Origin of the sequence: Paenibacillus sp. NEAU-GSW1 (genome assembly GCF_009737085.1) — a bacterium.
GTDB lineage: Bacteria > Bacillota > Bacilli > Paenibacillales > Paenibacillaceae > Pristimantibacillus.
In genome coordinates, this window is sequence record NZ_WOVL01000001.1 from 85,300 (window position 1) to 108,116 (window position 22,817).

General features: G+C 51.5%; 20 protein-coding genes. 14 read left to right on the top strand and 6 right to left on the bottom strand.

From position 1 onward, the window contains the following. Positions 1-38 precede the first annotated feature (38 nt). From GOM71_RS00365 to GOM71_RS00385, 5 genes are all read left to right on the top strand, one after another. Positions 39-347 carry a GGDEF domain-containing protein gene (locus GOM71_RS00365; protein WP_216651683.1) on the top strand — a complete coding sequence of 103 codons (309 nt, stop codon included), beginning with the start codon at positions 39-41 and terminating at the stop codon, positions 345-347. Then, a complete protein-coding gene (locus tag GOM71_RS00370) occupies positions 344-628 on the top strand; it encodes a GGDEF domain-containing protein (RefSeq protein WP_156277235.1) in 285 nt (94 codons plus the stop codon). Before GOM71_RS00365 ends, GOM71_RS00370 begins: the two co-directional genes overlap by 4 nt. Before the next feature lie 155 nt (positions 629-783). Beyond that, entirely contained in the window at positions 784-2,235 is a 1,452-nt protein-coding gene (locus GOM71_RS00375) for a SpoVR family protein (RefSeq protein ID WP_156277237.1), read from the top strand. 543 nt (positions 2,236-2,778) lie between these two features. Then, the gene (arfA, locus tag GOM71_RS00380) at positions 2,779-4,287 is read left to right on the top strand and encodes an arabinosylfuranosidase ArfA (RefSeq protein ID WP_156277239.1); all 1,509 of its coding nucleotides are present in this window, start codon (positions 2,779-2,781) and stop codon (positions 4,285-4,287) included. Positions 4,288-4,439: 152 nt separating this feature from the next. After that, positions 4,440-5,345, top strand: a complete 906-nt coding sequence (locus tag GOM71_RS00385; protein WP_156277241.1) for an ArsR/SmtB family transcription factor — start codon at positions 4,440-4,442, stop codon at positions 5,343-5,345. A gap of 68 nt (positions 5,346-5,413) precedes the next feature. Here the strand turns inward: GOM71_RS00385 and odhB are convergent, their stop codons facing one another. Then, complete coding sequence (gene odhB, locus GOM71_RS00390) at positions 5,414-6,637, bottom strand: 2-oxoglutarate dehydrogenase complex dihydrolipoyllysine-residue succinyltransferase (RefSeq protein WP_156277243.1); 1,224 nt, start codon at positions 6,635-6,637, stop codon at positions 5,414-5,416. A gap of 5 nt (positions 6,638-6,642) precedes the next feature. Next, positions 6,643-9,522 (bottom strand): 2-oxoglutarate dehydrogenase E1 component, encoded by a 2,880-nt coding sequence (locus tag GOM71_RS00395; RefSeq protein ID WP_156277245.1) that lies wholly within the window; start codon positions 9,520-9,522, stop codon positions 6,643-6,645. Positions 9,523-9,808: 286 nt separating this feature from the next. Here GOM71_RS00395 and GOM71_RS00400 point away from each other — a divergent pair, with 286 nt between their 5' ends. Next, entirely contained in the window at positions 9,809-10,765 is a 957-nt protein-coding gene (locus GOM71_RS00400) for a 3'-5' exoribonuclease YhaM family protein (protein WP_156277247.1), read from the top strand. Between the two features lie 86 nt (positions 10,766-10,851). Then, the gene (locus GOM71_RS00405) at positions 10,852-11,538 is read left to right on the top strand and encodes an HNH endonuclease (protein WP_156277249.1); all 687 of its coding nucleotides are present in this window, start codon (positions 10,852-10,854) and stop codon (positions 11,536-11,538) included. A 74-nt stretch (positions 11,539-11,612) separates the two neighbouring features. Here GOM71_RS00405 and GOM71_RS00410 read toward each other — a convergent pair whose 3' ends face one another. The 4 genes from GOM71_RS00410 to GOM71_RS00425 form a co-directional block, all read right to left on the bottom strand. After that, complete coding sequence (locus GOM71_RS00410) at positions 11,613-12,032, bottom strand: DUF4190 domain-containing protein (RefSeq protein WP_253944609.1); 420 nt, start codon at positions 12,030-12,032, stop codon at positions 11,613-11,615. A gap of 85 nt (positions 12,033-12,117) precedes the next feature. Then, positions 12,118-13,065, bottom strand: coding sequence for a glutaminase A (gene glsA, locus GOM71_RS00415; protein ID WP_156277252.1), 948 nt, complete (start codon positions 13,063-13,065; stop codon positions 12,118-12,120). An 11-nt stretch (positions 13,066-13,076) separates the two neighbouring features. After that, positions 13,077-14,432, bottom strand: a complete 1,356-nt coding sequence (locus GOM71_RS00420; protein ID WP_156277254.1) for a dipeptidase — start codon at positions 14,430-14,432, stop codon at positions 13,077-13,079. 168 nt (positions 14,433-14,600) lie between these two features. Then, positions 14,601-15,380, bottom strand: a complete 780-nt coding sequence (locus GOM71_RS00425; RefSeq protein ID WP_156277256.1) for a helix-turn-helix domain-containing protein — start codon at positions 15,378-15,380, stop codon at positions 14,601-14,603. Positions 15,381-15,561: 181 nt separating this feature from the next. Here GOM71_RS00425 and GOM71_RS00430 point away from each other — a divergent pair, with 181 nt between their 5' ends. From GOM71_RS00430 to GOM71_RS00460, 7 genes are all read left to right on the top strand, one after another. Further along, positions 15,562-16,371, top strand: a complete 810-nt coding sequence (locus tag GOM71_RS00430; RefSeq protein WP_156277258.1) for a phytanoyl-CoA dioxygenase family protein — start codon at positions 15,562-15,564, stop codon at positions 16,369-16,371. Beyond that, complete coding sequence (locus GOM71_RS00435) at positions 16,349-17,245, top strand: sugar phosphate isomerase/epimerase family protein (RefSeq protein WP_253944622.1); 897 nt, start codon at positions 16,349-16,351, stop codon at positions 17,243-17,245. Before GOM71_RS00430 ends, GOM71_RS00435 begins: the two co-directional genes overlap by 23 nt. Positions 17,246-17,773: 528 nt before the next feature. Beyond that, the gene (cntA, locus tag GOM71_RS00440; RefSeq protein WP_156277260.1) at positions 17,774-19,381 is read left to right on the top strand and encodes a staphylopine-dependent metal ABC transporter substrate-binding lipoprotein; all 1,608 of its coding nucleotides are present in this window, start codon (positions 17,774-17,776) and stop codon (positions 19,379-19,381) included. A 45-nt stretch (positions 19,382-19,426) separates the two neighbouring features. Next, positions 19,427-20,359 (top strand): nickel/cobalt ABC transporter permease, encoded by a 933-nt coding sequence (opp1B, locus tag GOM71_RS00445; RefSeq protein WP_156277262.1) that lies wholly within the window; start codon positions 19,427-19,429, stop codon positions 20,357-20,359. Then, on the top strand, positions 20,360-21,253 hold the full coding sequence (gene cntC / locus GOM71_RS00450) for a staphylopine uptake ABC transporter permease subunit CntC (protein WP_156277264.1): 894 nt from the start codon (positions 20,360-20,362) through the stop codon (positions 21,251-21,253). Between the two features lie 5 nt (positions 21,254-21,258). Next, on the top strand, positions 21,259-22,080 hold the full coding sequence (gene cntD, locus GOM71_RS00455) for a staphylopine uptake ABC transporter ATP-binding protein CntD (RefSeq protein ID WP_156277535.1): 822 nt from the start codon (positions 21,259-21,261) through the stop codon (positions 22,078-22,080). Next, on the top strand, positions 22,067-22,804 hold the full coding sequence (locus tag GOM71_RS00460; RefSeq protein WP_156277268.1) for an ABC transporter ATP-binding protein: 738 nt from the start codon (positions 22,067-22,069) through the stop codon (positions 22,802-22,804). Before cntD ends, GOM71_RS00460 begins: the two co-directional genes overlap by 14 nt. Positions 22,805-22,817 lie beyond the last annotated feature (13 nt).

Genomic DNA, 22,817 nt, shown 5'->3' on the forward strand with positions numbered 1-22,817 from the left:
CGCTGGGCAGCAAGCCGCAATATGCTGTGCCAATATTTTTGTCGGACCGCCAATGCTGCGGTTATATTCATGTTGCGATGGCGGAAGGCTTAAAGCATTCACCCGAAGGGCGAATGCTGATTGAGTCGATGGCAGCATTGATCGGTTATGGGATTGAGCTGGAGAACACGAGCGTTACCGACAGTTTGACGGGGCTGTACAATCGCAGATATTTAAGAAAGCTGCTTGAGGGTGACGATACGACGTTTGGCGTCATGTTCATCGATTTGAATGATTTCAAAGTGATCAATGATCGGTTTGGCCACGAAATCGGGGACAGGCTTCTTATTCAGGCGCTAATCGGTTGAAACATCATTTACGCAAGAGAGACAAAGTCGTCCGCTATGGCGGCGACGAGTTTCTGATCTGTTTCCCTCAGCTTACGGAAGATGTAGGAATTCGAGCCGTCAGAGATAAAATCGAGCGTTCGTTTGACGAGCCTTTTATTGTAGAAGGCATGTCGATCTCGCTTTCGGCGAGCATAGGGGTTAGCGCCAATCATGGCTTATATGTCGAGTTGAAGCAGCTGATCAACGATGCCGATCAAGCAATGTATGCGGCAAAGCAGAAATATAAAAGAAACCTTTGAGGCCGGCCGCCATATAGATGGAAGGTGACTCAAAGTTTTTTTATGCTGAAGGAGAAGCCGTTCTCTGCCGTCGCAGTCGTCGCCCGCGTCATATGCAGGCTCAGCCAAGCATACATATGGTATGAACGGTATTATCATGTACAGGGGGATGGCGGATGAACCAGGACGATATCCGCGCGTTGGAGCGGTCTATTGATGAGATTACGGAAATAGCGCAAGGGTTTGGGCTCGATTTTTTTCCGATGCGTTATGAGATTTGTCCGGCGGACATTATTTATACGTTCGGCGCTTACGGAATGCCGACGCGGTTTAGTCACTGGAGCTTCGGTAAAACGTTTAACAAAATGAAGATGCAATACGATTTTGGCTTAAGCAAAATTTATGAGCTCGTCATCAACTCGAATCCGTGCTATGCCTTTCTGCTGGAAGGCAACTCGCTTATCCAGAATAAGCTCATTGTCGCGCATGTATTGGCTCACTGCGATTTCTTCAAGAATAACGCTCGTTTCGGGGCAACGAACCGTAATATGGTCGAAAGCATGTCGGCGACGGCTGATCGCATTCATCAATATGAAATGGACCATGGCGCGGAGGCGGTCGAGAAATTTATTGACGCTGTGCTTGCCATACAGGAGCATGTTGATCCTACCATTATTAAGCCCTACCAATTGGATAAGACACGGTATATCGAGCTTTTGACGCAGGAAAAAAATCGTTCGTCGAAGGGGCAAAGCAGCTCCGATTACGATGATCTGTGGTCGCTGGATACCGAAGAGGTCGAAGAAGCGGCAAAAGCGGCCGCTGCCGCTGCCGCCGCTGCCAAACGTTTTCCGCCGGAGCCGGAAAAAGATTTGGTCTGGTTCATCGAGGAATATTCGCCGCAGCTCGAGGATTGGCAGCGTGACATTATGTCGATGCTGCGGGATGAAATGCTCTACTTCTGGCCGCAAATCGAGACCAAAATTATGAACGAAGGATGGGCCTCCTATTGGCATCAAAGGATCATTCGCGAGTTGTCGCTTACGAGCGACGAAACGATCGAATTCGCCAAGCTGAATTCCTCGGTTGTCGTGCCTTCGCGCCATAGCTTGAATCCTTATTACCTCGGGCTGAAAATTTTCGAGGATATCGAGCGCCGCTGGGACAATCCGACGAAAGAGGAGCGGGAGCGCTTCGGACGCGTTCCGGGCCAAGGCCGGAACAAAATTTTCGAGGTGCGCGAGTTCGATTCCGACATCTCGTTTCTGCGCAACTATTTGACGAAAGAGCTTGTCGACGATCTCGATCTCTATATTTTCGAGAAGAAGGGGCCGGAGTGGAAAATTACTGACAAGTCGTGGGAGAACATTCGCGAGCAGCTCGTTTATTCCAAAGTGAATGGGGGCTTCCCGAGCATTGTCGTCGTCGACGGCGACTTTAACAGGGTGGGCGAGATGTACTTAAAGCATAACTACGAGGGGACCGAGCTGGATTTGAAATATGTGGAGCGCACGCTTCCGTACGTCGTCCAACTATGGGGCAAGTCGGTTCATCTGGAGACGGTTGTGGAGGACAAAAAAATCGTCTTCAGCTGCGACGGGAAAAAGACGAGCCGGAAGTTTGTTTAGACAGGAATAGCGGCTGTACAGTCAGTCGCAGCTTTGGGAATGGGGACTCTAAGGCCGGAATCGGCTTTAGAGTCCTTTTTATGAGCGCAAGGGCGGGGCGGCTGTAAGGCCTGAGCGAAGCAGATTCGCAAAATAGCGAAGAGAAATTCGCTGCAAAGGCGAATTTCCGCTGCTGTTCGAGTAAATAACGAACTGAACTGCGCTATTTGCGAACTCACAATCACGAATAGCGTAAAACGGTTCGTTGTTCGCAGCCGTTAGCGTCAAACTAACTATAATAGGGAACTTGGCTTCGCAGTAATACGAACCAGTTTCGCTACCTACCCGAATGTACTGGAGAGCGCTCGCACAACGCATAAACAGAGAAAGTTGAGAACGGTCCCATCCTTGATTCTAACGAAATGAATTAGTTATTTTATTAATTCTAAAATTGATGAATTAGCTATTGCATTACGATCGAATATGTTGTTTAATTAAAAAAAGAAATATAAATTTGTTTACTAATTTACTGTATTGTTAATTCAAATTGGAGGCATGACGACAATGGCAACAAATAAGGCGACGATGATCGTGGACAAAGACTTCATTATCGGCGAAGTAGACAAACGCGTTTACGGATCTTTTATCGAGCATTTGGGACGCGCTGTATATGGCGGCATTTATGAACCGGATCATCCTGATGCGGATGAGCAAGGGTTCCGCCCAGACGTAATAGAGCTTGTAAAAGGATTGGACGTTCCGATTGTACGCTATCCGGGCGGCAACTTTGTATCCGGTTACAATTGGGAGGACGGCGTAGGTCCGGTAGCTGAGCGCCCAAGACGTCTTGAACTGGCTTGGAGAACGATCGAACCGAACTGGATCGGCTTCAATGAGTTTATGGACTGGTGTAAAAAAGCGAACACGGAAGCGATGATGGCCGTTAACCTTGGCACTCGCGGGCCAGACGAAGCGCGCAATCTGATCGAGTACTCGAACCATCCGTCGGGCTCGTATTGGAGCGATCTGCGCATCAAGCACGGCTACAAGGATCCGCACAATATCAAAACATGGTGCCTGGGCAATGAAATGGACGGCCCATGGCAAATCGGCGCGAAAACGGCGTACGAATACGGACGGATCGCGAACGAGACAGCTAAAGTAATGAAATGGGTTGACCCGACAATCGAACTCGTTGCATGCGGCAGCTCGCATATCGGCATGCCGACATTCGGAGAGTGGGAATCGACCGTTCTGGATCTTACGTATGACAATGTAGACTACCTTTCGCTCCATCAATATTATGGCAATGCAGAACAAGATACGGAAACGTTCCTTGCGCGCTCGCTTGCAATGGACTCGTTCATTAATACCGTTATTTCGACTGCCGATTACGTTAAAGCGAGAAAACGGAGCAAGAAAAACATTAACCTTAGCTTCGACGAGTGGAACGTATGGTTCCATTCCCATGAGTCCGATAAAAAGCTGGATCCTTGGCAAATCGCTCCGCCGCAGCTGGAAGACATTTATACGCATGAGGATGCGCTTGTCGTCGGCTGTATGCTCATTAGCTTGCTGAAACGCGCAGACCGGGTTAAAATGGCTTGCATCGCCCAGCTCGTTAACGTTATTGCTCCGATCATGACAGCAAACGGCGGCGCTGCATGGAAGCAAACGATATACTTCCCTTACATGCATGCGAGCCTGTTCGGCCGCGGCAACGTGCTCGTACCGCTTTTAAAATCGGACAAATACGACACGAAAGAATTTACGGACGTGCCGTATATCGAATCGGTCGCTGTTCACAACGAAGAGAAAGAAGAAGTTACGATTTTTGCGGTTAACCGTCATCTTGGAGAAGCGGTTCCGTTCGAAATCGACCTTCGCAGCTTTGGCGATTTCAGCATCATCGAGCATATTGTGCTGGAATCAAACGATGTGAAGGCGAGAAATACAATTGATGCGATGGATCGCGTGAAGCCGCATACGAACGGCAATGCAGTAATTGAGAACGGTAAAATCGTATCGTCGCTGGCTAAAGCGTCCTGGAACGTCATTCGCATTAAACTGTAAGCATTTTATATAAAGATGGAGTGTTCTGCAGATCAAATTATTTTTGACTGTCGGGACACTCCATTTTGTACTATGATATAAGAAATTAGAAACGTAATAAGCGGCTTTGATTTGCAAATCGTTAAACTTTAAGGAGGTTTGGAAAAGCCGATATGATAAAGGCAAATACGGACATAGCATGGCTGCCGCTGTATGAGGCGCTGGCCAGCTCAGTAAGGCTTTCCATCATCGATTTGCTTGCGGTCAATCCGATGAATGTAAAAGAGCTTGCAGAGGCGCTAGGCTTGAGCAGCGCGATTGTAACGATGCATATCCGCAAGCTGGAGAAGGCGGGAATTATCCAAACCAAGATGGTGCGGAAGCAGGGCGGTACGCATAAAATTTGCACGTTATCCGAACACGAAATCCAGATCGACATTCCGCATCCTGCACAAGGCGCCGTCAAAATGCACGAAACGAGCATTCCAGTCGGCCACTATACGGAATATGAGGTCTATCCGACCTGCGGCATTGCTTCCCGTGAGAAAATGATCGGCCAATTTGACGATCCGCGCTTCTTCCTTGAGCCGGAACGGATGAACGCAGGCATTCTTTGGTTCGGGAAAGGGTATGTCGAATACAAAATACCGAATTACTTGCTGCCTGGTCAACGTCCAAGCGCACTTGAGCTTGTGATGGAAATCGGCTCCGAAGCGCCGGGAGTTAACGAGAATTGGCCTTCGGATATTGAATTTTCGTTGAATGGCGTTAGTATCGGCATATGGACAAGCCCTGGCGACTACGGAGATGAGCGCGGCAAATTTTCGCCGGCGTGGTGGCGGCTGGACGTTAACCAATACGGTCTGCTCAAGGTCATTCGCGTGCAAGAGGACGGAACCTTTATCGATGGACAGAAGGTTTCCGATGTATCAATAGACGATATCGAGCTGGACCGCAATCATTGGACGTTCCGCTTAGCAGTCAATGAAGATGCTGAACATGTCGGCGGCCTTACGTTATATGGAAAAGGCTTTGGCAACTACAATCAAGACATGATTTTCCGCGTTTACTACGAATAGCAGCAAAAGAAAGAGGAGGCTCGTACCGCCGCAGCGGTCAAGCCTCCTCTCTTCATATATCAGCCAGATTAGCCTTCAAGCAGCAGCGTTTCTGGATCTTCGAGCATTTCTTTTACTTTAACGAGGAAGCGAACAGCTTCCGAACCGTCAACGATACGATGGTCGTAAGTAAGCGCGATGTACATCATTGGACGGTTTTCCGAACGCTCAGCATCGATCGCAACCGGGCGGAGCTGGATTTTGTGCATACCCAGAATACCAACTTGCGGTGCATTCAGAATTGGGGTGGAAAGCAGCGAACCGAATGTGCCGCCTTGCAGTTCAGCAAGACCGAGCGAGTTGTTGCGCGCTTTGCCGGCAAGATCAACGATTTGTTTCTCGATTTCAGCGAAGCTTAGGCGATCCGCGTCGCGAACGACTGGAACAACCAAACCTTCTTTCGCCGAAACGGCGATGCCGATATCGTAGAATTGTTTAGCAATAATGTCGTCGCCTTCGATTTCCGCATTCAGAAGCGGGAACTCTTTCAATGCGCCAACGACAGCTTTTGTGAAGAAGGACATAAAGCCGAGGTTCACATCATGCTTGTCGAAGAACGATTGCTTGCGGCGTTTGCGCAGGTCCATGATCGCGGACATATCGACTTCGTTAAATGTCGTCAGCATAGCAGCTGTGCGTTGCGCTTCTACGAGGCGGTTAGCGATCGTAGCGCGGCGGCGAGACATTTTTTTGCGCTCATAAGGCTTGTTCGAAGTGAAAGTCGGCTGAGCTGCTTTTGCCGGAGCTGCTGGCGCAGCAGGAGCGGATGCGGCAGGCTGCGAGCCGAACGAGCGAACGTCATCCGAGCTTACGCGGCTAAGCGACGATTGCGCTTGCGCAAGGTCGATGCCTTTTTCTCTTGCAAGCTTTCTAGCTGCAGGAGAAGCGTTCAGTTGGCCGCCATTGCTGGCCGCCGGCGCTTCTGCCGGAGCAGGAGCAGCCGCTGGTGCGGCTGCTTTTGGAGCTTCTGCTGCAGGTGCTGGAGCCGGTGCCGCTGCAGGAGCAGGAGCAGCGCCGCTGCCCGCTCCGATGCTGCCGATGACTTCGCCGATTTGAACGGTGTCGCCTTCATTGCGGGTAATTTCTTGCAGCACGCCGTCTTGCTCAGCGCTAATTTCAATGTTGACTTTGTCTGTTTCAAGCTCAAGAAGCACGTCGCCTTGTTTGACAGCGTCTCCTACTTTAACGACCCACTTGGAAATCGTACCTTCCGTAATTGATTCGCCCATAGCCGGAACTATAATTTGTTGCAATGCGACTACCTCCCCGAGTTAAGTGTTAGTGACGGATTATGTTTCAATGTTTGCAATAGAATGTGCTGCTGTTCAAATGTGTGAACTTGCTGGAAGCCGCTTGCCGTACTCGAACGTTCAGGGCGTCCAATATAGTTAACAGATACGCCTGCCGGCGCAACTTTGCGAATGCGCGGTTCCATGTAGCTCCAGGACCCCATGTTTTGCGGCTCTTCTTGCAGCCAGACGATTTCCTTCAAATTAGGGAAACGAGCGATAATGGCTGCAATTTCTTTATCCGGGAACGGATAAAGCTGTTCGACGCGTACAACGTGAATCCAGTCTTTATCTTCGCCGGCATCTTTCTCGATGGCTTCCTCGAGATCGATGGCTACTTTGCCAGTCGCCAGAACGAGACGTTCTACGCGGTCGGGACGCGAACCGAGGCCCGGCTGTTCCAGAACAAGCTGGAAGGAGCCTTCGCTGAGCTCAGCCGCCGTCGAAGCGACGCGCGGATTGCGGATAAGGCTTTTCGGCGCCATAACGACGAGCGGACGAGCGTCTTCCGTTTCCGTAATGGATGCTTGGCGGCGCAACAGATGGTAATACTGCGCTGCGCTGGACAAGTTCGCCACGGTCCAGTTCTCTTCGCCGGAAAGCTGCAGGAAGCGTTCCAGACGAGCGCTGGAGTGCTCTGGTCCTTGGCCTTCATAGCCGTGAGGGAGGAGCATGACGAGACTCGATTTTTGCTGCCATTTCGAACGGCCGGCTGCGATGAACTGGTCGATCAGAACTTGAGCAACGTTGACGAAGTCGCCGAATTGAGCTTCCCAAATGACGAGCGTTTCCGGCGAAAATACGTTGTAGCCGTATTCGAAGCCCATTACGGCTGCTTCGGACAGCGGGCTGTTATGAATCGCAAACGAAGCCTTCGCTTGCGGCAATTGATGAAGCGGGCAGAACGTCGCGCCTGTTTCCGGGTCATGCAGGACAAGATTCCGATGCGCGAACGTTGCGCGTTCAGCATCTTGACCGCTGATACGGATCGGCTTGCCGTCAGCAAGAATCGTTGCGAACGCCAGCGTCTCGGCATGTGCCCAGTCGATTTTCTCGCCTTGATCAAGTGAAGTCGCGCGGCGTTCCAAAATGCGCTTCAGCTTCGGATAGATCGAGAAATTGTCCGGCCAGCGGAGCAGTTCATCGTTAATTTCGCGCAGCTGATCGACAGATACCGGAGTAATTGCGATGCCTTTTTCCGAATCGATGGAAGGCAATTGCGTTTGATGAACAGGCTCTTTGCCGCTGTTCGCCTTCATTTCTTCATAGGCGTTTTTCAGCGTTTCGACAACTTCCTGTTTGATCGCTTCGGCTTCCGCTTCCGTAATTTTACCGGCAGCAATGAGCTTGTCGATGTAAATACGGCTAACCGTCGGATGAGCTTTTACCTTTTTGTAAATGAGCGGTTGTGTTGTTTCCGGATCGTCCGTTTCGTTATGACCGTATTTACGGTAGCCGATCAAGTCGATCAGGAAGTCTTTCTTAAACGTTGTGCGATATTCGCTTGCCATCCGCGCAGCGGCGATTACCGCTTCCGGATCGTCTGCGTTAACGTGAACGATCGGAATTTCATAGCCCTTCGCAACGTCACTCGCATAATGCGTCGAACGGGAGTCATGGCTTTCCGTCGTAAAGCCGATCTTATTGTTTGCGATGACGTGCAAAGTGCCGCCATGCTTGTAGCCTGTCAACTGAGCGAGGTTGAGCGTTTCCGCTACGATGCCTTCGCCCGGGAATGCAGCGTCGCCGTGAATAACGATCGTAGCTGCCGAATCGATGTTTTGCTCGGGGTAGCCCGGCTTGGTGCGGTCATCCTGTGCCGCGCGCGTAAAGCCTTCAACGACTGGATTGACATATTCCAAGTGGCTCGGGTTGTTGGCAAGCGTAATGCGAGTTTCAACCGTTTCGCCGGTTTTGATCGAGCGGTTAGCGCCCAAATGGTATTTCACGTCGCCGGTCCAGCCGTAGCTGATGCCGATCGAGCCTTCGCCCGGAACAAGCTTCTTGTTCGGCGAATGGTGGAACTCGGAGAAAATTTTGCTGTACGGCTTGCCCAGCACGTGAGCCAAAATGTTCAAGCGGCCGCGATGCGCCATGCCCATCAAGATGTGCTTGACGCCGTCGTTGGAAAGCTCGTGAACCATTTCGTCAACAAGCGCGACGAGAACGTCGTTGCCTTCAACGGAGAACCGTTTCGCGCCGACGAACGTACGTTGCAGGAAATCTTCAAACTGCTCAGCTTCGAAAAGTCTTTTCAGCAGCTTTTTCGATTCTTCAACCGTAAGCGCCGCATGCGGAATTTCTTTCTCTGCTTTTTGTTTCAGCCACAAGCGTTCCGTTTCTTCATGCACATGGCTGAATTCGTAAGCGATTGTGCCTGTATAGGCTTTGCGAAGCTTCTCTATCGCTTCCAGACCGTTCGTCACGTCGGAAGGGGCTTTCGTCCATACGAGCTCGGCAGGAAGTTCCGCCAAGTCGGCAGGCGTTAAGCCGTAAGTTGCCGCATCGAGCATATTCGTGTTTGATTTCGGGCCGATGTCGAGCGGATCGATGTCCGCGGCGAGATGGCCGAAAGCGCGAATATTCCATACGAATTTGCCTGCAGCTACTAAATTTTGCAATACTTTAGGATTAATTTGGGCGTTGTTAGCGGACGAAGATACAATAGGAGCGCTCACTTGTCCTGCGTATTGAGGCGGCTCGCCCCAGCGCGCAAACAGCTCGCGGTATTCCGCTACAACCGATTCAGGATTTTGCTTATACAATTCATATTGCTCTTGCACGTAGCCAAGGTTGGGCCCGTAATAAGATGCCCATGGATCTTGCTTGTGTTCATTGCCAGCTGACATCGTCAGATACCTCCGACTTTACGGATTTTGAAGTTCAAGGGACAGAAATGGAACTTACATATAAAATCATTATATTATAAACATGCCATCCAACTTAAATAACGATTATGTATCAATATTATCTTGAAAATAGATTGATTGCGCTATCATTCGACAATTGCGCGATGTTTTGCCTATTCATTATGTCCATAACGGCTCAATTTCAACCCGTATTGCTTGCGTCACGATTGGCGATTCCGTTGTATAATGGATTTATACGGCTTTACGGGAGAAGAGAGGAACGAACATGACGCAAATAAAACAATTGATAAGCGGTGACGATTTTACCGGCTTTTATTTATTGAAGGAGCTAGAAGTGAAGCTGACGAACGGCGGCGCGCCAAAGGACTATTTCGATATTGTGCTGTGCGACGGAAGCGGGCAAATGGCAGCCAAGCTATGGGATGTATCGGCGACCGATAAGGAAACTTTTTTTCCGATGGGGCTTGTTAAGGTTCAAGGTGTAGTACAGACCTATCGCGAAAAGCTGCAAATTAAAATTATCCGCATGAGGCTTGCGACTGCGGAGGACGGCGTGAAAATGACCGACTTCATCCGTTCGGCTCCAATCGCCCCGGTCGATCTTATTCATACGATTCAGCAGACGATGAACAGCATCGTTGATGAAGACATCCGCACAATCGTTTCTTACTGCGTGTCCAAGGTAGAAGACAAGCTTGATCACTATCCGGCTGCCAAAATGCATCATCATGCCTATTTCGCCGGGCTCGCCTATCATATCGTCCGCATGCTGGAAATCGGCGAATTTATTTGCGGCCAGCGGCCGTTTCTGAATGCCGATCTCATTAAAGCAGGCATTATTTTACACGATATTGCCAAGCCTGAGGAAATGATCGCACAGTTGGGCATCGTGACAGATTACAGTCTCCAAGGCAAGCTGATCGGACATATATCGCTTGCTTCGAATTGGATTACGGAAGCGGCGATTCGCTGCGGCATCGATTTGGACTCGGAAAAGGTGCTTGGCTTGCAGCATTTGGTGCTCTCGCATCATAATCTGGGAGAGTGGGGGAGTCCGGTGCAGCCGCAAACGGCGGAGGCCGTGGCGCTCCATCATATTGACGCCATGGATGCGAAGCTGCAAATGGTAGAGGACGCGCTTGAAGCGACGCCGGAGACGGAACCGTGGACGCCGTTCATTCGGGGATTGGAAAATAAGCCGATTTATCGGATGAAGCTGTAACGGCAGCTGCATTTTCAATCAGGCAGAAAATACACTATATAGATAATGAGGAGCGGGCAAATGCGATGGACAGCCCGGAGCAATAAATGACTGAACAATCGACAATGAAAACTTGCGTACACTGTCATGAATCCAAGCCGCTTGGCGAATTTTTGCGCCGCACGGGGCGACGCTCCGGGCAGCAATCGCGGCGCGGAGCTTGCCGCAATTGCCGGAAGCTTCGTCAAGTGTCGCCGGTAGCGGCGTCAGAGGCGCCTATTGCGGCGCCTGTCGCTGCAACAGCTGGCGGCGGTGCGCAATCGGCAGGAGCCGTCACTTGCGCCAAACCGGCGAGGAGCCGGCAACCGTTGCGGCCGCAGATCAGGCAACAGCGGCAGCCAAAGCCGGCTAATCATTCGCCGACCGACCCGTCCTGCTTGCGCCCTACTCGACAAGGGAAGATTTGGATGCGGGGCAAAACCGATAAAGGGCGGCGCTGGTATCAAGAGATCGATTTGGAGCTGGCTGTCATTCTCGTTAAAGAACGAGCGGCGGTCGTCGTCAACCGTCATACAATTCGCAGACTGTTCAGCAACAAGGACTTCCGCAAATATATATTGACGAGAGATCAATACACTTGCTATTTCTGCGGGGAATACGGCGATACGATCGACCATATGCTGCCTCGCGCCAAAGGCGGACATACGACGCCGGACAATTGCGTCTGCGCTTGCAATGCCTGCAATCAATCCAAGGCCGACAAGGATCTTGAACAATTTATGCGGGAAACGTAATGATAATAATAAACGGGCAGCCCTGCAAGGTTCCATTGGACCTTGCGGGGCTGCCCGTTTTGTTGATTTGCCGCTTATTCAAAGTCGTTCGCAATTCCGAAATTATAATTGCTGTTATATTCGTTATACTCGCTGCCGACATTAATCCCAATAAAGAAGAGAATAATCAGGGCAGCGATAAGAACGCCATAGAATACCGTGCCGACGATGCTGCATACAAGTCCGGCAACTGCCATTCCTTTGCCTTGTTCGTCGCTTTTCTTAATTTCCTTCAACGCGATCGAGGACAAGAAAATGCCGATTATGCCGATGATGAATCCAGCATAAGGAACGATGATCGCACAAATGCCGAGCACAAGTCCGGCAATCGATTTCCCGTTCGTTTTCTTTGGGGGCTGCGGCATCGGTGTCCATTGCGGTTGATAGCCCGGAGGGGGCGGAGGCGAATAATGCGGCTGATTGCTCGGTCCGGAGCCGTTATTAAAGTCAGTCAATTCAATGTTCCTCCCAATTAGACAGTTATAGCCACATTATAACTGCGTCGTCGAAAATATACTATTTAAAAATGCAACTTTTCTCCTAAAATAAACTCCAATCAAGCTCCTGAGCTATCGTTTCCAGCAATTGAACGCCTGCGATGCTGTTGCCCTTCGCGTTCAACGCCGGACCAACGACTCCGATGCCGTAGCGGCCTGGAACCATTGTCAGAATACCGCCGGACACGCCGCTTTTCGCAGGAAGGCCGACTTGAATCGCAAATTCGCCCGAGGCGTTGTACATGCCGCAGGTGGTCATAAACGTTTTGGCGATTTGCACGTAACGGCGCGGAATGAGTCTTTCGCCTGTAATCGGATCTGCGCCGTCGAACGCAAGCACGAGCGCCATTCTTGACAGATCCGCGCAATTGACGTTGATCGAGCAATGCCGGAAATAGACATCGAGAACTTCGTCGACATCACCCTCCAGAACGCCGTTGTCTTTCAGCAAATAACCCATCGAACGGTTTAAGTTCGCCGTCTCGGATTCCGAGCGGTAGACGTCTTCGTCGTAATCCAGCGAATCGTTGCTCGCAAGAGAGCGGAAAAAGCTTAGCACCCGTGCAGATTTCTCAGCTGGGCTGACGCCGTCAATAAGCGATGAAATCGCAATCGCTCCGGCGTTGATCAACGGATTGAACGGAATGCCGGGGCGCACAAGCTCCAGCTTCAGCATGGAGTTGAAGTTATCGCCGGTCGGCTCCATCCCGACTTTGCTGAAGACCGCTTTCTCGCCCTTATCCATCAATGCCAAAATGAGCGTAAACACCTTCGAAATGCTCTGCATCGTAAATTGAAGCCCGCAGTCGCCTGCGGATAGCGCTTGTCCTTGCTTGTCCAATATGTAAATGCCAAGCGCATCGCTTGGCGCTTTGGAAAGCTCGGGAATATAGGCCGCAACGCGGCCGTTCGCTGAGCAGGGCAGGCTGGTTTTCACCCAGTCTTCCAGCCGCTCTTGCACAATTGTGAAATCTTTATCGATGTCTGACATCCCGACCCTCCTTATAAACGTTTCAGAAACTCGACAATCGTAAGCAGCCCTTTATCGAAATTTTCAAGGTTAAAATGCTCGTTTGGCGCATGCAGATTTTCATCCGGCAATCCGAAGCCCATCATGACAACGGGGGCGGACAGCACACGGGAGAACGTCTCGACAATCGGAATCGAGCCGCCGTCTTTTGTGAACAGCGCGCGCGTTCCGTATACGCGCTCGTAAGCGTCTGCCGCCGTTTGCAGCATCGGATGGCCAGGATCCATGTTGAACGCGCGCGCCTTCTCGCCTGGAGTTACAGTCAGCTTGGCGCCGGCCGGCACATGGGCCTTAAGATGTGCGGCAATTCGTTCGAGCATAAGGACCGGATCTTGATTGCCGACGAGCCGGCATGTGATTTTCGCATGCGCTTCCTTCGGAATGACCGTTTTTGTGCCTTCGCCTTGGAAGCCGCCATATACGCCGTTCAGCTCCAGCGTCGGCCGCGCCCCGATTCGTTCAACGAAAGAGTAGCCTTCTTCACCGTATAGCGAATCAAGTCCGAGCGAATTGCGCAGCTTCTCCTCATCAAACTGCTGCTTGGCGAATTCCTCGCGCATTGCTTCTGACAACTCCGGCACGCCTTCGTAGAACCCTTCTACCGCAATACGGCCATTGCTGTCATGCAGCGTTGCGAGCAATTCGACCAGTGCATGCAGCGCATTTGGAACGCCGCCGCCATAAGTGCCGGAATGCAAATCGGTATTGGCCGTATGAATGGCAACCTCGAGCGAGCACAGTCCCCGGAGCCCGGTAGAGATAGCCGGTTTGCCCTTCTCAAGCAAGGAAGTATCCGAAATGACGACGACGTCGGTCGCCAGCTTGCGATCATTCGCTTTCATGAAGCCAGGCAGGCTGGGGCTCGAAATTTCCTCCTCGCCTTCGATGCAAAACTTCACATTGACCGGAAGCGAGCCTTCTTGGCTCATCAACGCTTCAACTGCTTTTATATGAAGAAACAACTGGCCCTTGTCGTCAGTTGCCCCGCGGGCGTATAGCTTGCCGTCTCTTATCGCCGGTTCGAAGGGAGGAGTCTGCCACAGATGGAGCGGATCGACCGGCTGGACGTCATAATGTCCGTAAATGAGCACCGTCGGCTTGCCTGGCGCTTGCAGATGCTCGGCGTAGACGATGGGATGGCCGTCCGTTGCATGAATCTCAACGGTTTGGAGGCCGGCTTTCCGAAGTTTGTCTGCCACCCATTCGGCAGCTTGGACCATGTCTTGCTTATGCGCAGAAAGCGCCGAGATGCTCGGAATGGTCAAAAACTGCTTCAATTCATCCAAATGCTGTTCCCGTTTTTGTTCAAAATAAGATTCGTAGCTCATTGGTATGTATCCCTCCTAAAAGTTTTGCGAAGCAAAACTTGCTTCGAAAGCGTACGCTTAGTTTTGCGAAGCAAAACTTGCTTCGAAAGCATACGCTTAGTTTTGCGAAGCAAAACTTGCTTCGCAAGTGTGTGCGTTTCCTCTATTGTACTACTTTTAGCCGAATATCTATAACAGGCGCTGCGACTTGAGCTTCCGATAGGCCGACGGCGAGGTCGAATAATGCTTGCGGAATTGATTAATAAAATGGTTGTAATTGTGAAAGCCGACATCTCCGCACACTTCGTAAGCGGTACGGTTTGTATGCTCAAGCATGAGCGCGGCCTGTTCGATCCGCATCCGGTTGACTGTATCAATAATGGAGCGGCCGGTCTGCTGCTTGAACAAATGCGACAAGCGAGAGGGAGATACGCCAACCGTTCGAGCCAATTGCTCAACAGTGAACGGCTCGCTCAATTGCTGAGAGATGTGATGGAGCGTTTCCTCTACACGAGGATCGACGCTGCTTTCCGATGATTTTTGCAGCATGATGGTAAATATCTCTCTCAACGCAAACGTGCACAGCTCTTGCCAATATGCATGGCGTTCCCGTGAATCCATCAGAATCCGCTTGAAGGCGCGGTACACTCGGCGCTGCGTCGGGCTGTCGTCGATATGCCGCACGCATACTTCTTCTTCCGGAAGCATGCTGATTTCCGCCGTCGCCTGGGCGAAGTGGCTCCATACGAAATGCCAGCGCGTGCCCTCCACCGTACCGTACTGATGCGGTACGCCGGATCTTAACAATACAATATCGCCTGCTCCGCACCTTTTTTCTCCTGCTGGCGTACGGAAATAGCCCTCTCCGTCCAGCGTGTACGCAATAAGCCAATCACTCATGCCGTTCGGACGCTTGGACATGTAGTCGGCGCCCTTATCATAATGTCCCGCAATGATGATTCCGTGCATGGTGCAACCCAACCTTCCTTATGAAGCTCTCTGTTTCCAGCATAGCCGATGACTCTCGAATGCTTCAACTGTATAGCAGGATTGTGTGATAAAATAGCATCTTTGTATATTCAGTTGGGACGGTGCGGCGACTATACTGAGAAGCATAGAACGCAACGAAACATCATTGGAGGTTAGGGATATGGCGCAAAATTTAAAAGTGCTAACGGAAGAGCAGATGCAAGCTTTTCAAACGGATGGGTATATCCTTGTAAAAGGATTGTTCAGTCCGGAAGACGTAGCGAAAATCGAGGATACATTTGAACAAATAAGCCATATGGTCATTCCGGGTCATTTCGAACCGGTATTAAACGGAGAATCGGAGGATCCGCTTAAACGCTACCCGAGAGTGATGCATCCGCATCGTTACAATGGAACGGCGAAAAAGTACATGCTGCACGCGCCGGTGCTTGCGGTGCTCGAGGATTTGTACGGCGAGCCTGCATTGGCCGCTCAAAGCATGTTCTACTTTAAACCGCCGGGCTCGCGCGGCCAAGCGCTGCATCAGGATAACTTCTATTTAAAAGTAGAGCCGGGCAACTGTATCGCCGCCTGGACCGCAATCGACGCTGCCGATATGGAGAATGGCGGCATGCTGCTCGTGCCGAAGACGAATGATTATGAAATCGTCTGCCCGGATCTCGCCGATTCGAAAGAATCGTTCACGACGCATTACGTCAAGCCGCCGAAGGAAGAAAAGGCGATACCGGCCATTATGGACAAAGGCGACGTGCTGTTTTTCAACGGCAATTTGATTCATGGCTCCTACCGCAACAAGTCGAAGGACCGGTTCCGCAGAGCGTTTATTTGCCATTATGCGAACGAATCGGCGACGAAAATCAGCCATTACTACCGGCCTCTGTACCGCGCCGACGGCTCTCCTGTCGATCTGGAAATGAATATGGACGGAGGGCCTTGCGGCATTGAACATGAAATCAGCTACCCGCATTGATAGGAAGCAATCGAATGAAGCCAATTCGAAGCTAAGCGTTGAAATGTCATGGTGGACGATGACCGGACTAGGCACGGCAGGACGGCCATGGAGCATGGAGGAACGGTTTGAACGGATTGCGGAAGCCGGCTATGACGGCATTAACGGCTTTTTGCCCGGGCCGGAAGAAGCGGAGGAGTGGGATCGTCTGCTAGCGCAATATAATCTTAGCTTTAGCGTGAATGCGTATCCGCGAACCGCGGAGGACATGCAGCAGTTTCTTGCGGATGCGAAAGCGTTCGGCGCCGATCGGCTTCATTATGTGAATGCACAGGTGCTAGCGCCGTTTCTTGTCGGCGAGCGTGCCGAGCAGCTGCTTCGCGACATAAGCGGATTGTCAGCGGAAGCGGGTATTCCTGTCTTTATTGAAACGCATCGCGGAACGATTACGCAGGACTTGATCCGCACGGCCGAGATGGTCCGAGCGCTGGAGCCCGCTAAACTGACAATCGACTTCTCGCATTATGTGCTGGCGGGTGAAATGCTGCAAATTTCGGAAGACGCGGAAGCGCTGTTTCAACAGCTTTTAAAGAGAACCGGATGTATCCATGCCCGAGTATCGAACGGCGAGCAGATTCAAGTTGATGTCGGCAGCGAGCAGGGGGAGCATCCGATGCTCGTCCATTACAAGCGCTGGTGGAAGGACGGCATGCGCCATTGGCTGATCGGAGCCGCACTCGGTCAGAAGCTGCCGTTCGTGTGCGAGCTCGGTCCGGCCCCTTATGCGATCACTAGCGATGAAGCAGGCGGAAGAAAGACGGAGATGAGCGATCGCTGGACGCAATCGCTAGTTTTGCAGAAGCTGGCACGCGAGCTGTGGGCGGAGATTCATTAAAGTACAGGGCGGAACACAATTTCAAAAACAGCCTTCCCGCTATAAATGCGGAGGGTTTGTGTCTCTAATGTACGGCAAGCTGTCGGTCTGATTAAAAGGCTAGCCGCCAGAGCATTGCTGCATGGAAGGGATTGGGAACTTTAAGGCTGAAAATGGCCTTAAAGTTCTTTTTTTGTGTCGGGAGCGAGGATGTAAGGCCGAGAACGGCCTTACACAGGCGAAACGCAGCCGCAGACGAAGTTGAGAGCAGTAGCTAAGGCTGATAATGGCTTTAGCTTTCATTCTTGGTGGTGCAAGCAGGGGGATAAGGCCGAGAACGGCCTTACATGGGCGGAATGCTGCTGCGGACGAAGTCGAATCGGTTGCGGCCTTCGCATCAGCACGATGCAGCAAGCCATTGAAGGTGTTTTGTGTACGTTTAAGATATCGTATTGGCAATATAGAAAAATATTGACAGTATTAATAGTAATAATTACAATTAACCCGTTACTATTCGTAATTATTACGTATAAGAGGAGAGTCGAAACGATGAAGAGAAAACAGACGGTTGTTCTGCTTGCTTTCATGACGCTTGTCGTTTGCTTGGCCGGCTGCAGCGGAGCCGGCAGCCAAACGAGCGCGGAGAAGGAGCAGACGCGGGAGCTGATATTTGCCGCTGCGAAAGACATCAATGATATGAATCCGCATCTATATCCAGGATCGATGGCGGCGCAAGGTATCGTGTACGAATCGCTTGTAGAGAACACGCCGGAAGGCATTAAGCCTCTGCTGGCTGAATCGTGGGATATTTCGAAGGACGGGACAATTTATACGTTCCATCTGCGGGAAAATGTGAAGTTCCATGACGGTGAACCGTTTAATGCCGAAGCCGTCAAGCTGAATATCGAAGCCGTACAGCGAAATGCGGCTAAACATGCCTGGATTAAGCTGTCCTCCATGTTGGATAACGTCAAAGCGATCGACGAGTACACAGTGCAACTGTCGCTGAAAGGGCCCTACTACCCGGCGCTGCTTGAATTGTCGATGACAAGGCCGTATGTTTTCCTCTCGCCTAAGGATTTTGTGAACGGTGAGACCAAGGATGGCGTGGCAGGCTATCACGGCACAGGCCCTTATAAACTCAGCGAACATGTGACCGAGCAATTCGCCCGATTCGAAGCGAACGAACAGTATTGGGGCGGCTCTCCCCAAATAAAAACGATTACTGCGAAAGTGCTGCCTGCCGGAGAGACCACTTTGCTTGCGTTGCAAAAAGGCGAGGTCAACTTCGTGTTTACGGACGATCGCGGCGCCGACAGCATAGATGTGGATGCGATGCAGCGGCTCGCGGATTCCGGGGATTACCAGATTGTTCGAAGCGAGCCGATGAACACGAAAATGATTGTCGCGAACAGCAGTAATACGGCAAGCCCCGTCAGCGAGAAAGCGGTTCGCGAGGCGATATGGCATTCCATCGACCGCGAGACGATCAGCCGATCAATCTTCAGCGGAACGGAATCGCCGGCGGAAACGCTGTTCTCCTCCAATGTCAACTATGCGGATGTCGGGCTGCAGAAGCGGAACTACGATCCCGAAGCGGCCGCCAAGCTGCTGGAGGAAGCTGGATGGCTAAGCGGCGACGGTGCCGGGATCCGAACGAAGGACGGTAAGCCGCTGGCCATCAAGCTTTACTATGACGTCAACTCATCGTCACAGAAGACGCAGGCGGAACTGCTTCAAAGCGAGGTGCAAAAAATCGGCATGAAGCTTGAGCTTGTGGGAGAGGAGTCGCCCGCTATCGCGAATCGGCGATCGACGGGAGATTATGAACTGCTGTTCAATCAAACGTGGGGCTTGGCGTACGATCCGCAAAGCACGATTTCGGCGTTTGCCGCTGAATCGGCCTATGGCTTCACAACAAGCGGAATTCCGCAGGCGGAGGAACTGTACCGTAAAATCGACGAAGTTCTGGTATCTGCCAATGAAGAGCAGCGAAAAGCGCTTTATAAGGATATTTTGACGATTGTGCATAACGAGGCCGTATTTATTCCGCTTACGAACGGAAGCGTGACCGTTGTGGCTCCTAAAGAATTGCAAGGCATATCGTTCAAACAGACGCAATTCGAGCTGCCGTTCGAGCGGATGAGCTTCAAATAATAGGCAGCCGCGATTCTCGGATAAGCGAGGTGTGAAGGAAACAATATGGCCGGTTTCGTTATTAAACGGTTATGTATAGTTGCGCCGCTGCTTGTTGTCATTTCGTTTTTGACTTTTATATTAAACGGCCTATCGCCCATGGACCCTGCAGAAGTCGTTCTGCACGCGCAAGGGGTGCCGGCCATAACGGATGAACTGATTGCGGACACAAGAACTGCGCTCGGCATAGACCGCCCGCTGCTGATTCGGTATTGGGATTGGCTGATCGCTTGCTTTCAGCTTGATTTTGGGACTTCTTACATTACAGGCAAGCCGGTATGGTCGCTGCTTGGTCCTGCCTTGCTGAATACATTGAAGCTGACTTTAGTATCGTCGTTGTTCATTATCGTTTTGTCGATCGGGCTGGGCATTGTTTGCGCGATGAGGCAGGGAAAAGGACTCGATCTTTCGGTAAGGGGCATCGCATTCCTGCTTACATCTATGCCTTCTTACTGGCTGGCGGCGCTTATGGTTTGGTACTTTTCAGTTAAGCTTGACCTGCTGCCGACAAGCGGTATGGCGTCGTTCAGCAGCTATGTTCTGCCGGTCGCCGTAATTGTGATTGGATACGCCGGTATTTACTTCCGTATCATTCGCAGCTCCATGATCAGCAATCTGAACGACGATTATGTCGTTTACGGCAGAGCGTGCGGATTGTCCGAACGAAGCTTGACGATCATGGTGCTTCGCAATTCCTTGCAGATCGCCGTATCGGTGTTCGGCCTTGCCGTTCCGGTCATTCTCGGAAGCACGGTTGTGGTGGAAAATATTTTTGCGTGGCCGGGTCTCGGGACGCTTACCGTCAATTCGATACTTGGCCGTGATTTTCCTATTATTCAAGCCTATGTTCTTGTGCTGTCCGCAGCGTTTGTGCTGTTTAACACGGTGTCAGATCTATTGAATGCGGCAGTAAGTCCGAAGCTGAGGAAGGAGTTTTAAATGAAGCTCTTAAAACGACTGCTGCAGGATAGGCTTACTGCGGCATCTCTCGTTGTTGTCGCGGCGACGCTGTTGATCGGGCTTTGCGCACCGCTCCTAGCCCCCCACCCTCCAAACGAAGCGAATATGGAGCTGCGGTTTGCAGGAGCTTCATGGGACTATTGGCTAGGCAACGATCATCTGGGCCGGTGTATTCTGTCGCGGCTCATCTACGGCATACGTCCCAGCGTAATAGGGGTGTTTGCCGCCCTCGTCGGCACCGCATTCGTCGGCTCTTTGCTAGGCTTTGCCGCAGGCTATTTCCGAGGAAAAACAGATGCCGTATTGATGCGGATTTGCGATATGATGCTTTCGTTCCCCGGTTATGTGATGACGCTGGCCATTGTCGGCATGATGGGGGCGGGGCTTGCCAATATTTTATTCGCCTTCGTTATGATGAAATGGGCCTGGTTTGCTCGGGTTATCCGAACTGCGGTCATGCAGTACGCCGATGCTGACTACGTAAAATTTGCTAAGGTTTTAGGTATCGGCCATTTAAGCATTATGGCCCGGCACATCACACCGGTCGTGCTGCCGGAGATGGCGGTAATTGCCAGCGGGGCTTTCGGATCGATGATTTTGCAAATATCCGGATTGTCCTTTCTCGGTCTCGGCATTCAAGCTCCGCACGCAGAGTGGGGAATGATGATGAACGAAGCGAGAGCGGTCATGTTCACCCGGCCGGAGCTGATGCTTGCTCCCGGTTTGGCCATTATTACGGTCGTATCGGCGGTAAACTTTCTGTCGGATGCGCTGCAAAAGGCGATGGATCCTAAGCTGATGCCCACCGGAAAACGCGCTGTTTCCAATACAGGCGGAATTGAACGGGGCTTGCGCGGGAAGGAGGCGGTTTGAGCGGAATGAATGTGCTTGAAGTCGAACGGTTGAACATTTGGGAGGAACGAACAGGCACCCTGTTGGTGCATAACATCGCCTTCAGCCTTGCGCAAGGAGAGTGTCTTGCTATCGTCGGGGAGAGCGGAAGCGGCAAGTCGCTGACCTGTAAAGCGCTCATGCGGCTGAAGCATTCCGGCGTTCTCCAATCCGGCCGCATTGCGCTGAAAGGCATTGATCTTGCACAGCTATCCGATAAGGAAATGCGTAAATATCGAGGGAGAGGGCTATGCATGATCATGCAAAATGGCATGCGTGCGTTCGATCCGTCACGCAGGCTTGGCGTATTTCTCTTGGAGGCGCTTGCCGCACATTTTGATTGGAGCCGAAGCGAAATGACATTTCGGCTGTCTTCCGCGATGTTAAGCGTCGGGCTGAACAATCCGCCCGAGGTGATGCGCCGATATCCCCATCAGCTGTCGGGCGGCATGCTGCAGCGGGTCATGATTGCGCTTGCGATTGTCTTGGAGCCCGACGTCATAATCGCTGACGAGCCGACGACGGCGCTGGACACGATAACGGCCTATGAGGTTGTAGAGCAATTCGTCAAGCTTCGCGAGCGATTGGGAAGCGCAATGATTATAGTGTCCCACGATATGGGCGTCGTTAGACGCATCGCGGACAAGGTCGCGGTTATAAAGGAAGGGGAACTGGTTGAACGCGGAAAGACCGGGGCTATTTTCACCGGGGCTCGCCATCCGTATACCCGAAATCTGGTTTCTGCCAAGGAGGCGCTTAGCCGCCATTACAAACAATTGATGGGAGGCGCGGACTTTGCTGACGGTTAAAGACGTGAGTAAATCATACCCGCATGACGGCATGTTTCGTAAGCAGAAGCATCGAGTGCTCCACGAGATCAGCTTCGAGTGGAATCGCGGCGAGTGCCTCGGCATTATTGGAGAAAGCGGAAGCGGGAAATCAACCCTTGGCAGACTATTGCTCGGAATGGAAAAACCGGATAGCGGCAAGATTGCATTCGATGGAATACCCGTCGCGAATCGGGTTGCGCGAAGAGGAGCCATCAGCGCCGTTTTTCAGGATTATACCTCATCGATCAATCCGTATTATACCGTTCGCAAAGCGATACTGGAGCCGCTGAAGCATACGGGGAAAGCAGGCGAATCATTCGACATCGGCAGGCTGTTAAGGCAGGTCGGCCTGAACGAGTCCTATCTTGCAAAATATCCGCACGAGCTTTCGGGAGGCGAGGCTCAGCGGGTTTGCATCGCGCGCGCGGTATGCTCAGAGCCGCAATGCATCTTATTCGATGAAGCCGTTAGCTCGCTCGACGGTTCGGTTCAAATGCAAGTGCTAGCCATGCTGAAACGTTTGAAAGCGGATTATGACATGGGCTATATCTTTATTACCCACGATATCCAAGCGGCTGTTTATTTATGCGATCGGATCTTGATTATCCGAAACGGCGAAATGGCAGAGCTGTGCGAAACAGCCGAGCTGAAGCATGTCCGGTCTCCGTATGCAAGAGAATTGATGCGGAAAGTAATCTCGTAACGAAAGCAAGAGA

Coding starts and splice junctions, on each gene's coding strand:
- cntD (WP_156277535.1), top strand. CDS start 21,259: ATGAATGTGCTTGAAGTCGAACGGTTGAACATTTGGGAGGAACGAACA.
- cntA (WP_156277260.1), top strand. CDS start 17,774: ATGAAGAGAAAACAGACGGTTGTTCTGCTTGCTTTCATGACGCTTGTC.
- cntC (WP_156277264.1), top strand. CDS start 20,360: ATGAAGCTCTTAAAACGACTGCTGCAGGATAGGCTTACTGCGGCATCT.
- arfA (WP_156277239.1), top strand. CDS start 2,779: ATGGCAACAAATAAGGCGACGATGATCGTGGACAAAGACTTCATTATC.
- GOM71_RS00400 (WP_156277247.1), top strand. CDS start 9,809: ATGACGCAAATAAAACAATTGATAAGCGGTGACGATTTTACCGGCTTT.
- GOM71_RS00395 (WP_156277245.1), bottom strand. CDS start 9,522: ATGTCAGCTGGCAATGAACACAAGCAAGATCCATGGGCATCTTATTAC.
- GOM71_RS00375 (WP_156277237.1), top strand. CDS start 784: ATGAACCAGGACGATATCCGCGCGTTGGAGCGGTCTATTGATGAGATT.
- glsA (WP_156277252.1), bottom strand. CDS start 13,065: ATGTCAGACATCGATAAAGATTTCACAATTGTGCAAGAGCGGCTGGAA.
- GOM71_RS00430 (WP_156277258.1), top strand. CDS start 15,562: ATGGCGCAAAATTTAAAAGTGCTAACGGAAGAGCAGATGCAAGCTTTT.
- GOM71_RS00435 (WP_253944622.1), top strand. CDS start 16,349: ATGAAATCAGCTACCCGCATTGATAGGAAGCAATCGAATGAAGCCAAT.
- GOM71_RS00425 (WP_156277256.1), bottom strand. CDS start 15,380: ATGCACGGAATCATCATTGCGGGACATTATGATAAGGGCGCCGACTAC.
- GOM71_RS00420 (WP_156277254.1), bottom strand. CDS start 14,432: ATGAGCTACGAATCTTATTTTGAACAAAAACGGGAACAGCATTTGGAT.
- GOM71_RS00405 (WP_156277249.1), top strand. CDS start 10,852: ATGACTGAACAATCGACAATGAAAACTTGCGTACACTGTCATGAATCC.
- opp1B (WP_156277262.1), top strand. CDS start 19,427: ATGGCCGGTTTCGTTATTAAACGGTTATGTATAGTTGCGCCGCTGCTT.
- GOM71_RS00385 (WP_156277241.1), top strand. CDS start 4,440: ATGATAAAGGCAAATACGGACATAGCATGGCTGCCGCTGTATGAGGCG.